The organism is Lysobacter sp. HA35, from assembly GCF_054061195.1.
Genome location: NZ_JBSSDY010000001.1, coordinates 2,815,001 through 2,828,578, shown reverse-complemented (window position 1 = coordinate 2,828,578; position 13,578 = coordinate 2,815,001). Strand labels below are relative to the sequence as shown.

Annotated in this window: 9 protein-coding genes and 2 rRNA genes (1 of these 11 running past the window's edge); 3 read left to right on the top strand and 8 right to left on the bottom strand. The window is 64.5% G+C overall.

Annotated elements, in window-relative coordinates:
* Window positions 1-83 precede the first annotated feature (83 nt).
* The gene (locus tag ACVWZN_RS13720; protein WP_407910089.1) at window positions 84-404 is read left to right on the top strand and encodes a DUF1820 family protein; all 321 of its coding nucleotides are present in this window, start codon (window positions 84-86) and stop codon (window positions 402-404) included.
* Window positions 405-407: 3 nt separating this feature from the next.
* Here the strand turns inward: ACVWZN_RS13720 and ACVWZN_RS13715 are convergent, their stop codons facing one another.
* The 3 genes from ACVWZN_RS13715 to gpmI form a co-directional block, all read right to left on the bottom strand.
* Entirely contained in the window at window positions 408-1,814 is a 1,407-nt protein-coding gene (locus ACVWZN_RS13715) for a S41 family peptidase (protein ID WP_456954301.1), read from the bottom strand.
* A 100-nt stretch (window positions 1,815-1,914) separates the two neighbouring features.
* On the bottom strand, window positions 1,915-3,171 hold the full coding sequence (locus ACVWZN_RS13710) for a murein hydrolase activator EnvC family protein (RefSeq protein WP_456954300.1): 1,257 nt from the start codon (window positions 3,169-3,171) through the stop codon (window positions 1,915-1,917).
* A gap of 3 nt (window positions 3,172-3,174) precedes the next feature.
* Window positions 3,175-4,692, bottom strand: a complete 1,518-nt coding sequence (gpmI, locus tag ACVWZN_RS13705) for a 2,3-bisphosphoglycerate-independent phosphoglycerate mutase (protein ID WP_456954299.1) — start codon at window positions 4,690-4,692, stop codon at window positions 3,175-3,177.
* A gap of 161 nt (window positions 4,693-4,853) precedes the next feature.
* Here gpmI and ACVWZN_RS13700 point away from each other — a divergent pair, with 161 nt between their 5' ends.
* The gene (locus ACVWZN_RS13700) at window positions 4,854-5,528 is read left to right on the top strand and encodes a hypothetical protein (RefSeq protein ID WP_027084100.1); all 675 of its coding nucleotides are present in this window, start codon (window positions 4,854-4,856) and stop codon (window positions 5,526-5,528) included.
* 749 nt (window positions 5,529-6,277) lie between these two features.
* Here ACVWZN_RS13700 and ACVWZN_RS13695 read toward each other — a convergent pair.
* Both ACVWZN_RS13695 and ACVWZN_RS13690 read right to left on the bottom strand, forming a co-directional pair.
* Window positions 6,278-7,693 carry a M16 family metallopeptidase gene (locus ACVWZN_RS13695; protein WP_456954298.1) on the bottom strand — a complete coding sequence of 472 codons (1,416 nt, stop codon included), beginning with the start codon at window positions 7,691-7,693 and terminating at the stop codon, window positions 6,278-6,280.
* 10 nt (window positions 7,694-7,703) lie between these two features.
* Entirely contained in the window at window positions 7,704-9,089 is a 1,386-nt protein-coding gene (locus ACVWZN_RS13690; RefSeq protein ID WP_456954297.1) for a M16 family metallopeptidase, read from the bottom strand.
* Window positions 9,090-9,214: 125 nt separating this feature from the next.
* Between ACVWZN_RS13690 and ACVWZN_RS13685 the strand changes: the two genes are divergently transcribed.
* Window positions 9,215-9,613, top strand: a complete 399-nt coding sequence (locus tag ACVWZN_RS13685; protein ID WP_456954296.1) for an MAPEG family protein — start codon at window positions 9,215-9,217, stop codon at window positions 9,611-9,613.
* Between the two features lie 261 nt (window positions 9,614-9,874).
* On the opposite strand, the gene ACVWZN_RS13680 is transcribed toward ACVWZN_RS13685, so the two are convergent.
* From ACVWZN_RS13680 to ACVWZN_RS13670, 3 genes are all read right to left on the bottom strand, one after another.
* Complete coding sequence (locus ACVWZN_RS13680) at window positions 9,875-10,303, bottom strand: energy transducer TonB (protein ID WP_456954295.1); 429 nt, start codon at window positions 10,301-10,303, stop codon at window positions 9,875-9,877.
* A 623-nt stretch (window positions 10,304-10,926) separates the two neighbouring features.
* Window positions 10,927-11,042, bottom strand: a 5S ribosomal RNA gene (rrf, locus tag ACVWZN_RS13675).
* A gap of 157 nt (window positions 11,043-11,199) precedes the next feature.
* Window positions 11,200-13,578, bottom strand: a 23S ribosomal RNA gene (locus ACVWZN_RS13670); it runs 486 nt beyond the window's last position.

Genomic DNA, 13,578 nt, shown 5'->3' with positions numbered 1-13,578 from the left:
GCCGGCAACGCGGCGCGGCGCATCCTATTGAACCGCGGCGATCGCCACCCCACTTCGCTGCGACCCCGCAGAACGAACCCGACATGTCCAAGCCGCTCTACAAGGTGACCTTCCTCAACGCCGGCAAGGTGTACGAGCTGTACGCCCGCCACGTCGCCAGCGGCGCGATCTGGGGTTTCACCGAGGTCGGCGAGCTGGTGTTCGACGTCAACGAGGGCGTGGTCGTCGACCCCACCGAGGAACGCCTGCGCGACGAGTTTGGCAATACGCGCGTGCTGCACCTGCCGATGCATTCGATCGTGCGCATCGAGGAAGTCGAGCGCAAAGCGCAGTCCGCGATCCGCGACGCCACCACCGGCGAGCGCGTGGTGACGCCGTTCCCGATGCCGGGCAAGCCGCGCTGACGATTACTTCGTCTTCGGCGCCGGCTTTGCAGCAGGCTTCGTCGACGCCGGCGCGACCGGCACGCCCGCCATGCGCTTGAGTTCGTTCAACGCCTGCTGGATGTAGCCCTCGCCTTCGAGCACGTCGCCGGCATCCTCGTTGTCGTCGGCATCGCCGCGCAGGTGACCCGGCAGGCTCGCTTCCGACAACAGCAGGCGCGCGTCGTCCGGCGAACGCGTCGCGGTGTACGCCACGTCCGGCACGATGCCCAGCGCCTGGATGGACTTGCCGCTCGGGGTGAAATAACGCGCTGTGGTGAGCTTCACCGAGTCGCCGTTGTCGAGCGGAAGCACCGTCTGCACCGAGCCCTTGCCGAACGTGCGGCTCCCGACGATGCGCGCGCGGCCGTTGTCCTTCAGCGCGCCGGCGAGCACTTCCGACGCGCTGGCCGAGCCGCCGTCGACCAGCACCACGAGCGGCGCACCGTCGAGGCGATCGCCCGGCGTCGCCGAGAACTGCGCGTCGCTGATGGAGATGCGGCCGCGCGTGCTGACGATGCCGCCCTTGTCGAGCAGGTCGTCGGCGATCTGCACCGCGCTGGTCAGCAGGCCGCCCGGATTGCTGCGAAGGTCCATGACCAGGCCGCGCAACTTGCCGTTCGCCTTGAGCTTGTCGAGGGCCTTCTCGAAATCGGCCGCGGTGTCGGCCTGGAACGCGGCGACGCGCACGTAGCCGAAGCCCGGCTCGAGCATGCGGCCGCGCACCGACGCGACATGGATGGTGTCGCGCACGACGGTGATCTGCATCGGCTTGGTCGCGCCCTTGCGCACGATCGTGAGCACGACCTTGCTGCCTGCCGCGCCGCGCAACGGCGCCGACGTATCACCCTGGTCGGGGCCGAACGGCTTGCCGTCCATCGCGACGATGATGTCGCCCGACTTCAAGCCGGCCTTGGCAGCCGGCGTGTCGTCGATCGCCGACACCACCTTGAGCGTGCCGTCCTTCTGGCGCTGCAGTTCGACGCCGATGCCTTCGTACGCGCCGCGTGCGTTCTCGTCGAAATCCTCGGCGTCGCTCTTGTCGAAGTAGGTGCTGTGCGGATCGAGGTCGAGCAGCAGGCCGTGGATCGCGGCCTTCATCAGTTTGTCGTCGGTGACCGGCTCGACATAGGCCTGCTTGACCGCGTTGTAGACGGTGACGAATCGGCGGATCTCGTCGAGCGGCACCTTGCTCGCGTCTTCGTCGGCCTTCGCATCGGCGGCGACCGCAGCCTTCGCGGCCGGCGCCGCGGGCGTGCTCGCGGGCGCCTGCGGATCCGCGGCAGGCGCGGGCGTGGCCGGCGTTTCCTTCGGCGGCGTAGCGGGCGCGGGCGCCTGTTGCGCGGCCACGGGCAGCGCGGCGAGGAGAGCAAGGGCGAGCAGGCGGCGCATGGCGACTCCGGAACGGGGGCGACGGTGGGACCGTCGAGGAAGCGTCGAGTTCAGCACGTTAACCAGCCGCTCGGAAAGCGGCGTCGAGACGGGGTTCGACTCAGCGACGCAGCCACGTGCCGGGATCGACCGGCTGGCCATTGCGGCGCAGCTCGAAATACAGCGACGGCCGACCCTGTCCGCCCGAGGTGCCGACGGTGGCGATGTTGTCGCCGCGATGCACGGGCGCACCCGTCTGCCGGAGCAGCGAGTCGTTGTGCGCGTACAGGCTCATGTAGCCGTTGCCGTGGTCGATGATCAGCAGCTGGCCGTAACCGGTCATCCATTCGGAATAGACGACGGTGCCGTCGGCGACCGCATGCACGGCGGTGCCCGCACTGGCTGCGATGAGCAGGCCGTCGCTGCGTCGACCATCCGGCATCGTTCCGCCGTAGCCGGCAAGCAATGCGCCGGACAGCGGCCAACCGAGACCACCGACCTGCGGCGCCGGCGCACTCGCGACCTGCACCGGCGGACGTGCGGGACGTTTCGGCGGTGGCGGAAGCCCCTTCGCCTGCGCGGCTTTCGCTGCGGCGGCATCGGCTGCCGCGGCTTCGCGGGCACGTTGCTCGGCAATGCGTTTCTGCTCGGCGCGCGCTTTCGCCGCGGCGATACGCAGCTTCTGCAGCAGCGATTCCAGCGCCTTCGCATCGCGGCCGAGCGCTTGCTCGCGCGCGGCGCGGTCCTTGTACTTCGCGTCGAGCTGCGCGACCAGCACGGCGCGTTCCTGGCGGTCCTGCTCGAGCTTCTTCAGCTGATCGGCCTGCGCCTGCTGCGCGGCGGTGAGTTCGCCGGTGCGTTGCGCGATCTCCGCTTCGACACGATCCAGCCCGGCGAGCTGCGCGGTGAGTTCGCGGATGCGCTTGGCGCGCGCCTTTTCGAGATACGCGTGATACGTGAGCAGGCGCTGCGCATCCTCGACGCGATCACGCGCGAGCAAGGATTTGAGTGGTCCCGCAGGGCCCTGTCGATCCGCCGCACGCAGCAGCGTCGCCAGTTCCTCCCGCGCACCGCCGAGCGTCGCGCGCAGTTGCGCCTGTTGGACGCGCAGCTGCGCGAGGCGCGCCTTCTCGTTTTGGATGCGCGATTGCGTGGTCTCGAGCTGCACGCCGGTGCGTCCGACCTGTTCGTCAGCCTGGCGCAGTTGCTGGCTCGCGCTGCCGCGCTGCGTTTCCAGATTGCGACGCTCGGCGGCGACGCCCTGCAGTTCGCGCTTGATCGCCTGCAGTTTTTTCTCGGTGCCCCGCGTGTCCTGCGCCGCGCCAGCCATCATGGGCGACGCCAGCATCAGCGTGAGCAACGCGACACGCAGGCGCATGCGTCAGCCCTGCAGCAGGCTCGTGCCGGTCATTTCGGCCGGTACGTCCACGCCGAGCAGATCGAGCATGGTCGGCGCCACATCGCGCAACGCGCCGCCGGTGCGCAGCGTCGCCCCACGCGGGCCGCAGTAGACGAACGGCACCGGGCCGACGGTGTGTGCGGTATGCGGCTGGCCGGTGGCGACGTCGCGCATCATTTCGAGGTTGCCGTGGTCAGCGGTGATCAGCAGCGCGCCGTGCACGTCGGCAACCGCCGCGCGGATCGCACCGAGCGCGATGTCGACCGCTTCGGCGGCCTTGATCGCCGCGCTGATGATGCCGGTGTGGCCGACCATGTCGGGATTGGCGATGTTGCAGATCGCGACATCGATGTCGCCCGAGCGAATCGCCGCGCACAGCCTTTCGGTGACTTCCGGGCAGCTCATTTCCGGCTGCAGGTCATACGTCGCGACCTTCGGGCTCGGCACGAGGATGCGCGTCTCGCCGGGATATTCGTCTTCGCGTCCACCGCTGAAGAAGAAGGTGACGTGCGCGTACTTCTCGGTCTCGGCGATGCGTAGTTGCTTCAAGCCATGGTCAGCGAGTACTTCGCCCAGCGTGTTGCGAAGATCGTCCGGACCGAACGCGACCGGCGCCGGAAGCTTGGCGTCGTACTCGGTCAGGCAGACGAATCGCGACAACCGCGGACGGCGTGCATCGAAGCCATCGAACGTCGGCAGCACGAACGCGGCGGTGAGCTGGCGCGCGCGGTCGGCGCGGAAGTTCATGAAGACGATCGCATCGCCGTCGTGCATGCCGGTGTAGCCGTCGAGCACCGTCGGCGCGACGAACTCGTCGTTCTCGCCACGCTCGTATGCAGCGGCGAGCGCAGCCTGCGCATCGGTCGCGCCATGCGCGGCGCGTGCGTCGACCATCGCATCCCATGCGCGCTGCACGCGATCCCAGCGCTTGTCGCGATCCATCGCGAAGTAACGGCCGCCAACGGTGGCGATGTGTGCGTTGCCGAGACGGTCGCAGACGTCCTGCAGCGCGCGCAGGCTCGGCTCGGCCGACTTCGGCGGCGTGTCGCGGCCGTCGAGGAACGCATGCACGGCGACCTTCGCGACGCCGAGGCGATGCGCCATCTCCAGCATCGCGAAGATGTGCTGTTCGTGGCTATGCACGCCGCCGGGTGAAAGCAGGCCCATCACGTGCAGCGTCGCGCTCGCGGCCTTCGCGGCCTCGCAGGCGGCGCGCAGCTCGGCGTTGTCGAAGAACGTGCCGTCCTCGATCGCCGCATCGATGCGGGTCAGGTCCTGATAGACGATGCGCCCCGCGCCGAGGTTCATGTGGCCGACCTCGGAATTGCCCATCTGCCCGTCCGGCAGCCCGACATGGCGGCCTTCGGTATGGATCAGCGTGTTCGGGCAGTCGCGCACCAGCGCGTCCCAGTTCGGCAGCGAGGCCTGCGCCAGCGCGTTGTCGGCGGGATCGTCGCGATGGCCCCAGCCATCGAGGATCAGGAGGACAACGGGTTTCACGGCGGGGGCGTTCGACACGGCGCAGACCTGTGACTTCGGGCAGGTGCCCGGCGGGAGCGGAAGCGCGATTGTACCGGCGCATGATCAACGCCCTGCCGCGACGCCCTTAAACCTTCGCGCGGCTCGCGGCATCCCAGACGTACAGACCACGAGGAAACGCCATGCGCACCCGCCTGATGATCCTGCCGCTCGCCCTCGGCCTCGCGCTGTCGGCGTCCGCCGCAGCTGCAGACCGCACCAGCATCGACAAGGTCAACGGAAGCATCCACGCCGAGGCCGGCCGCGCCTACGGAAGCCTCGAGACCGTCAACGGCGGCATCGAGATCGACGCCAACGTGCAGACCGGTTCGGCCGAGACGGTGAACGGCGGCATCCGCGTCGGCGATGGCGCGCAGGTGGGCGAGCTCACCACGGTGAATGGCGGCATCCATGTCGGCACGCGCCTGCGCATCACCGGCGACGTGACCACCGTGAACGGCGGCATCTTCGTCGACAACGGCAGCACGATCTCCGGCGGCATCGAAACGGTGAACGGCGCGATCGGGCTGGTCGGCACGGATGTATCGCACGGCATCCGCACGGTGACTGGCGACATCACGGTGGGCGTCGGGAGCCACGTGCACGGCGGGATCACGATCGAGAAGCAGCGGATGCAGGTGATCAGCTTCCACAAGCGCGATCCGCGCATCGTGATCGGGCCGAATGCGCAGGTGGACGGCGCGCTGGTGTTCGAGCGCCCGGTGACGTTGTTCGTGCATGACAGCGCGAAGATCGGGGCGGTGACGGGGGCGACGGTGCAGAGGTTCAGTGGGGCTGTGCCGCCGGCTGCGCCGTAAGGGTTGGGTTGTTCTTGTCGGGACGGGGCCGCCTTTGGGCGGCTTCGTTGTTTGTGGGTCTGGCTGACGGGCGTTGTTTGGCGCGGCTGGCGTCGTTGCTGGTTGCTGGTTGCTGGTTGCTGGTTGCTGGTTGCTGGTTGCTGGTTGCTCGTTGCTGGTTGCTGGTTGCTCGTTGCTCGTTGCTGGTTGCTGGTTGCTGGTTGCTGGTTGCTGGTTGCGCGAAGCAAAAGGCGTTTCGTACGCTGGCGCGCCCGAGTTACTTTTCTTTGCTGGTGCAAAGAAAAGTAACCAAAAGAAAGCACCTTCCCCGATCAGGTCTACAGCGCGCGATCGTGTGAGTTCGCCACGATCCGCACACTCGCCATCCTGGCTCGGGTGCGGACGGCGCACGTCCTGTGCGCCGCCCTTCGGGTCTTACGACTGCAGTCGCGATTCGTCACTTGTTGTTTCGAGTCGCTTGTTGCCTATGCGCCGTGCGACCTTCGGTTTGCTCGTCGCGCGTGCGCTTGCGATGAGCGTCGATGCATGCTCGCAAGGTGCTCGTCGGCGACTCGGCGAAGCGATCGCGTGGTGGTCGAGTACATGCGGCGACTTTGTGCGCCGCTGGTCGCACCTGACTCCTCGCGCGGTACACGCCGAATATTTGCTTCGCTAAGAACACGGCCGATGGGTGGGCATGTGGTCTCGCACTGACTCGGCGTAAAAGAAAAAGCCGCCTTTCGGCGGCTTTTTCTCGATTGCGTTGCCGCTTACTTCGTGCGGACTTCGAAGTTGCCGTACGGCTTGAGCTGTTCGGTGACGGCCTTCGGGTCGCCGACCACGACGATCGACTGGTCCTTCGGGTCGAAGTACTTGCGGCTCATGGCCTGCACCTGGGCGGCGTCGACGGCGCGGATCTTGGGGACGTATTCGCCGAGGAATTCGGCGGGCAGTCCGACCAGCCAGTTGGTCGCGAGCGTGCCGGCGACGGCGGCCTGCATCTGGTTGCTGAGCAGGTAACCGCCGGCGACGTAGCGCTTGGTGTCTTCCAGTTCCTGCGCGGGCACGGGTTCGTCGCCCATGCGCTTGAACTCGGCCATGAACTCCTTGATCGATGCGCCGGTCACTTCGTTGCGCACGTCGGCCGACGCGCTGATGCGGCCGCCTTCGCGCAGTGCGCTGGAACCGCCGCGTGCGCCGTAGGTATAGCCCTTGTCCTCGCGCAGGTTCTGCATCAAGCGCGAGCTGAAACCGCCGCCGAGCACGGTGCCGGCAAGTTGCAGCGGCACGTAGTCGGGGTCGGTCGCGGCGATGCCGGGACGGCCGAGGCGGATCGCGGATTGCACGCTGCCGTCGCGCTGCACGAGCACGTACTTCGGCGTCGCGGTATGCGGCGCGGGCGGCGTGTCGGCGAGTGCCGTGCCGCTCGCGGCCCAGTCGCCGAACGCGGCATTCACCGCGCGCATCGCCTCGTCGCGATTGACGGGACCGGTGATGACCAGCAACGCGCGATCGGGACGGAAGCGCTGCACATACGCGTCACGAAGAAGTTGCGGCGTCACCGACATGATCGATGCTTCGGTCGGCTGCGTATGCGCGTACGGGTGATCGCCGTACACCGCTTCGGCGAGCGCGCGTTCGGCCTTGAAACCCGGCTGCGCTTCGGCGGCCTTGAGGTTCTGCAGCGCATTGGCCTGCGCGAGCTTCACTTCGTTGTCGGGGAACGTCGGCGTACGCGCAACTTCGCCGAGCAGCGCGAGCATCTCGTTCGCGTGCGATGCCAGTGAATTCGCCGACACCATCATGCCGTCGTTGTTCGCGCCCGCACCGATGCCGCCACCGAGGCCCTGCGCGAGTTCCGCGATGGCCTTGGAGTCGTGCTTCGTCGTGCCTTCGTTGAGCAGGCCGGCCAGCGTGTTCGCGAAACCGGGATGCTGCGCGTCGTCAGCGGCAAGACCAGCGCCGCGAATCGCGAGCACCGCATCGACGCGCGGAATGCCCGTGCGCGGCACGATCCACACTTCGAGACCGTTCGACAGCGTGGTCTTCTGGATTGCGGGCACCGGCAACGGACGGTCGGGCGCGTACTTCGGCAGGTCGGCCGGAATCACGGCCTTCGGCCCGGCGACGGCAGCGCCGGCGATCGCCAGCGATACGGCGGCGGCGAGCAGGGAAATCGTCTTCATCGTCGTCTCCTTACTTGCCGGCGGCCGGTGCGGCCGGCGCGGCCTTCGCCATCGCGGTCGGAACGCGGTCGATGACGGTGCGGTTGGTGCGCGCGAGATACGTCTTCGCCACGCGCTGCAGGTCGGCGCTGGTCACGCCTTCGATCCACGTCGGAATCTTGTTGACCACGTTTGCATCGCCCCACAGCGTCTGCAGCTTGGCGACGGTGTCGGCACGGTTGAGGAACGATTCGAGCCCGTTGTACCAGTCGGCGAGCATCTTGGTTTTGACGCGCTTGAGCTCGGCATCGCTGACGCCGTCCTTCGCGACCTTCGCGATCTCCTCGTCCATCGCGGCAAGCACGGCGTCGGCCGTCGTGTTCGGCTTGTACAGCGCGAACGCGGTGAACAGCGTCGGGCCGTCGTATTCCCACGGGCTGGTCAGGCCGTACAGCGACTCGACGTTGATCGCGAGCTGCCGACCCTTGACCAGGCCCTGATAGAAGCGCGATGCATCACCACCAGCGAGCACATCGCCGAGCACCGCCATCGCCGCCTGATCCTTGCTGCCGCGCTCGGGCATCTTCCACGCTGCCGCGATCGCCGGCACCTGCGCCAGCGCATCGGTCTGCTGGATGCGCTTCTCGACGGTGTTCAAACCTTCCTTGACGTCCGGGCGCTTCGGCGTCGTGCGTGCCGGAATCGCACCGAAATACTTCTGCGCGAGCGCGAACGCCTGCTGCGGGGTGACGTCACCGGAAATGCCGAGCACCGCGTTGTTCGGGCCGTAGAAATCGCGATGGAAGCTCGCGACATCCGCAAGGCTCGCGCCTTCCAGATCCTTGAAGCTGCCGTAGCCGTCGTGGTTGTTTTCCCACTTGTTGAAGGCCTGCTGGCCGATGTCGATCCACATGAAGCCGCCGTACGGCTGGTTCTTCACGTTGACGCGGATCTCTTCCTTCACCACGTCCTGCTGGTTCTTCAGCGTGACCGGGTTGAAGTCGAGCGTCTTCATGCGATCGGCTTCGAGCCACAGGATCGGCTCAAGCGCCGACGCCGGCGCCATCTCGATGTAGTTGGTGAAGTCCGGACGCGTCGAACCGTTGTTGCGACCGCCGCCACCGGTGATCACCTTGTCGAACACGCCTTCCTTCGCATTCGGCGTGCCTTCGAACATCAGGTGCTCGAAAAGGTGTGCGAAACCCGTGCGGTTCTTCGGCTCGAGGCGCATGCCGACGTGATAGACCATCGAGACGCCGACGGTGGGCGAGCTGTGGTCTTCGGACACGACGACGGTCAGGCCGTTGTCGAGCTTCTTGACCGACACCGGCACCTGCCAGCGATCGGGCGTCGCGGCATGCGCGGACGCGGTGATGAGCAGCCCGCCGAGCAGCGCGGGCAATAGACGACGTCGCATCGGAATTCCCCTTCCGGTTGGAAGCGGGCAGCCTAACGGCAAATGCGGCGAATTCCGGCCGCCGGAAGTCATGGCCGTCGCGATACGCGCTCGGTTAGTCTCCCCGGACTCTCAGGGGAACCGACATGCCGATCTCGATCGCCTACTGGTGCGTGCTGATCGCGGCCGCACTGCCGTACGTCTGGGCCGTCATCGCCAAGTCGAAGGGCGAGCGCTACGACAACCGCGAACCGCGCGCCTGGCTGGCACGCCAGACCGACCCGCGAATCCAGCGCGCGAATGCGGCGCAGCTGAATGCGTTCGAGGCGTTCCCCGCGTTTGCTGCGGGTGTGATCCTGGCGCATGTCGCCGGTGTTGCGGACGAGCGGATCTCGGTGCTCGCGATCGTGTTCGTCATTGCCCGCGTGCTGCATGGCGCGTTGTACGTCGCAGGTTTCCCGCGCGCGCGCAGCCTGAGCTGGCTGGTTGGGATCGTGTGCGTGTTTGCGCTGTTGATGCAGGCGGCGATGGCGGCGCAGTCGTGATGTTGCGCATGCTCGCACCACGAGGTAGCGCGGTTGGTTAAAGATTGTGCGGTCGAGGATCGCGTCAGTCCGGATCAGTGGACGCGAAACATGGCGAGCTATGCCCGGCCGCAACGGTGCAGCTTCGAGCAACTCGGTGCGGACATAAGCGCGGCGTTTGTAGCGCTTCCGAAATCTGTCTCTACGGCGCCCGGTAGCGTCGGCCTAAGAGGGCAATGGAGCTGGTCGCGGCCCCAAAACGCCGCGCGACAAGCGCCCGGGTCAGCGAAGCTCGTAGTTCACGGGCATGGCCAGATCACTGGCGATGGTCGGCATGCCGTTCTTTAGCGCCGGCTCGAAACGCCAGTAGCGCATGGCGATGATCGCGTGGTCACACATCATCTTGTCCGTGCCATCGCCCTTGGCGTCAGCCACCCGACCGTCGACGCCGATCGAGAAACGCACAAGGCATTTGCCCGCCTGGCCTCGCACGACGCGTGGCGCCGGAAAGAGCGGACGATAGCCCTCGATGAGCAATGGCACGCGGTCGACACCCGCCACCTTGATCGCCAACCCGGCGTTAAGCCGTGTCAGCTCGGCTGCGGACATCCGTCCCGCCGTCTCAGACTGCGGCCCCGCCGTGGCCGCACCCACGACAGTAACTAGCGCAACGGCCGCGGATGCGGCAATCCTTTTGTAGGACTTGGTCATCGACATTCGCTCGCGAACGTCATACGGCGCGACAACGCCAACCGAGCCGACGTTCGAGGAGCAATTCGGCGCTCCTGGGCGTCGGGCCGACGACTTAGGCCCTGCCGGACTATAGGGACCCCAAGCACTGCGTCGCCAGCTCGACCGCGCTGCTAACAAGGGCGCGACATCGATACCATATGCCTAGGTCAAAGGGACGATTGAACCCACGGCGCGGGTAGTGCGCCGGGGGCGTCGCGTATTACCGGGCTCAAGCAGGCGCGCGGGATGTCGGGTCGCCCTAATAGGCGCCTACCCGACGTCTGAGCTATGAGCCACATTGCTTGCGCGACTTGAACGGTGCGCTAATTAATACAGCCACCAGAGATCGGCTAGCCCACCACCCCAGTGGAACTCAACGCGCTGCGGGCGCTGCCGAGCTGCAGGCAGCTACCTAAGACGCCTTCGAATACCGGGCGCTGCGCCATCAGTTGCCGCGTCCCAGGCCAGGACGACTTCGGGCCCCGTACGCATTAGCCAAGCCCAATGCGCCATTACTTCTTCCAGCGTAACCGCCAATATTCCACACCGCCCAAAGACAAACCCCCGCCTGTATGTACAGGCGGGGGTTTGCGGGATAAAGACCCTGGCGATGACCTACTCTCGCATGGGCAAATGCCACACTACCATCGGCGCGGGTGCGTTTCACTTCCGAGTTCGGGATGGGATCGGGTGGTTCCACACCGCTATGGTCACCAGGGAGAGGGTGGAGGGTCGCCTTTCGGCGCCACGCTCTCGACGGTTACCGGACAGACCTTGCGATCTGAGCGGAATAAGTTGGATGTAGCGAGCAGTGAATGTCGTGACGTGTCACGAGGGTAAGGTGCTTTGGTTAACCCAAAGCGTCTTGAGGTTATATGGTCAAGCCGCACGGATCATTAGTACAGGTTAGCTCAACGCATTGCTGCGCTTACACACCCTGCCTATCAACGTCGTAGTCTTCAACGTTCCTTTAGGGGAGTCAAGCTCCCGGGAGATCTCATCTTGAGGCGCGCTTCCCGCTTAGATGCTTTCAGCGGTTATCGCTTCCGAACATAGCTACCCGGCAGTGCCACTGGCGTGACAACCGGAACACCAGAGGTTCGTCCACTCCGGTCCTCTCGTACTAGGAGCAGCCCCTCTCAAATCTCCAACGCCCACGACAGATAGGGACCGAACTGTCTCACGACGTTCTGAACCCAGCTCGCGTACCACTTTAAATGGCGAACAGCCATACCCTTGGGACCGACTACAGCCCCAGGATGTGATGAGCCGACATCGAGGTGCCAAACACCGCCGTCGATATGAACTCTTGGGCGGTATCAGCCTGTTATCCCCGGAGTACCTTTTATCCGTTGAGCGATGGCCCTTCCATACAGAACCACCGGATCACTAAGACCTACTTTCGTACCTGCTTGATCCGTCGATCTTGCAGTCAAGCACGCTTATGCCTTTGCACACAGTGCGCGATGTCCGACCGCGCTGAGCGTACCTTCGTGCTCCTCCGTTACTCTTTGGGAGGAGACCGCCCCAGTCAAACTACCCACCATACACGGTCCCCGCGCCGGATAACGGCGCCAGGTTAGAACGTCAAGCACATCAGGGTGGTATTTCAAGGATGGCTCCACCGAAGCTAGCGCCTCGGTTTCATAGCCTCCCACCTATCCTACACAGACGAACTCAACGTTCAGTGTAAAGCTATAGTAAAGGTTCACGGGGTCTTTCCGTCTTGCCGCGGGAACGCTGCATCTTCACAGCGATTTCAATTTCACTGAGTCTCGGGTGGAGACAGCGCCGCTGTCGTTACGCCATTCGTGCAGGTCGGAACTTACCCGACAAGGAATTTCGCTACCTTAGGACCGTTATAGTTACGGCCGCCGTTTACTGGGGCTTCGATCAAGAGCTTCGCCTTGCGGCTAACCCCATCACTTAACCTTCCAGCACCGGGCAGGCGTCACACCCTATACGTCCACTTTCGTGTTTGCAGAGTGCTGTGTTTTTGATAAACAGTCGCAGCGGCCTGGTCACTGCGGCCCTTCTCAGCTATTAACCAAAAAGGGCGCACCTTCTCCCGAAGTTACGGTGCTATTTTGCCTAGTTCCTTCACCCGAGTTCTCTCAAGCGCCTTAGAATTCTCATCCTGCCCACCTGTGTCGGTTTACGGTACGGTCTGCGTAAGCTGAAGCTTAGGAGCTTTTCCTGGAAGCGTGATATCGGCAGCTTCGCCCTAATGGGCTCGTCCTTAGTCTCAACGTTGCTCCCCCGGATTTGCCAAAGGGAACCGCCTCAACTCTCTCACCCGGACAACCAACGCCGGGCCTGCCTAACCTTCTCCGTCCCTCCATCGCACTTACGCGAGGTGCTGGAATATTAACCAGCTTCCCATCGACTACGCTTTTCAGCCTCGCCTTAGGGGCCGACTCACCCTGCGCCGATTGACGTTGCGCAAGGAAACCTTGGGCTTTCGGCGTGCGGGGTTTTCACCCGCATTATCGTTACTCATGTCAGCATTCGCACTTCCGATACCTCCAGCAACCTTCTCAAGTCACCTTCAACGGCTTACGGAACGCTCCTCTACCGCGCATACAGAAGTATGCACCCCAAGCTTCGGTTCATCGCTTAGCCCCGTTAAATCTTCCGCGCAGACCGACTCGACCAGTGAGCTATTACGCTTTCTTTAAAGGGTGGCTGCTTCTAAGCCAACCTCCTGGCTGTCTGTGCCTTTCCACATCGTTTTCCACTTAGCGATGAATTTGGGACCTTAGCTGTGGGTCTGGGTTGTTTCCCTTTTCACGACGGACGTTAGCACCCGCCGTGTGTCTCCCATACAGTCCGTCTCGGTATTCGGAGTTTGCAATGGTTTGGTAAGTCGCAATGACCCCCTAGCCATAACAGTGCTCTACCCCCGAGAGGATACATATGAGGCGCTACCTAAATAGCTTTCGAGGAGAACCAGCTATCTCCGGGTTCGATTAGCTTTTCACTCCTAATCACACCTCATCCCCTACCTTTGCAACGGGAGTGGGTTCGGGCCTCCAGTCGGTGTTACCCGACCTTCACCCTGGGCATGACTAGATCACCCGGTTTCGGGTCTACTGCCCGCGACTATGCGCCCTTATCAGACTCGGTTTCCCTTCGCCTCCCCTATACGGTTAAGCTCGCCACGAACAGTAAGTCGCTGACCCATTATACAAAAGGTACGCCGTCACCCTTGCGGGCTCCGACTGCTTGTACGCACACGGTTTCAGGATCTATTT

Bases quoted from the DNA above. Each gene is read 5' to 3' on its own strand.
- ACVWZN_RS13720 (WP_407910089.1), top strand. From the start codon at position 84: ATGTCCAAGCCGCTCTACAAGGTGACCTTCCTCAACGCCGGCAAGGTG.
- ACVWZN_RS13715 (WP_456954301.1), bottom strand. From the start codon at position 1,814: ATGCGCCGCCTGCTCGCCCTTGCTCTCCTCGCCGCGCTGCCCGTGGCC.
- ACVWZN_RS13710 (WP_456954300.1), bottom strand. From the start codon at position 3,171: ATGCGCCTGCGTGTCGCGTTGCTCACGCTGATGCTGGCGTCGCCCATG.
- ACVWZN_RS13700 (WP_027084100.1), top strand. From the start codon at position 4,854: ATGCGCACCCGCCTGATGATCCTGCCGCTCGCCCTCGGCCTCGCGCTG.
- ACVWZN_RS13695 (WP_456954298.1), bottom strand. From the start codon at position 7,693: ATGAAGACGATTTCCCTGCTCGCCGCCGCCGTATCGCTGGCGATCGCC.
- ACVWZN_RS13690 (WP_456954297.1), bottom strand. From the start codon at position 9,089: ATGCGACGTCGTCTATTGCCCGCGCTGCTCGGCGGGCTGCTCATCACC.
- ACVWZN_RS13685 (WP_456954296.1), top strand. From the start codon at position 9,215: ATGCCGATCTCGATCGCCTACTGGTGCGTGCTGATCGCGGCCGCACTG.
- ACVWZN_RS13680 (WP_456954295.1), bottom strand. From the start codon at position 10,303: ATGACCAAGTCCTACAAAAGGATTGCCGCATCCGCGGCCGTTGCGCTA.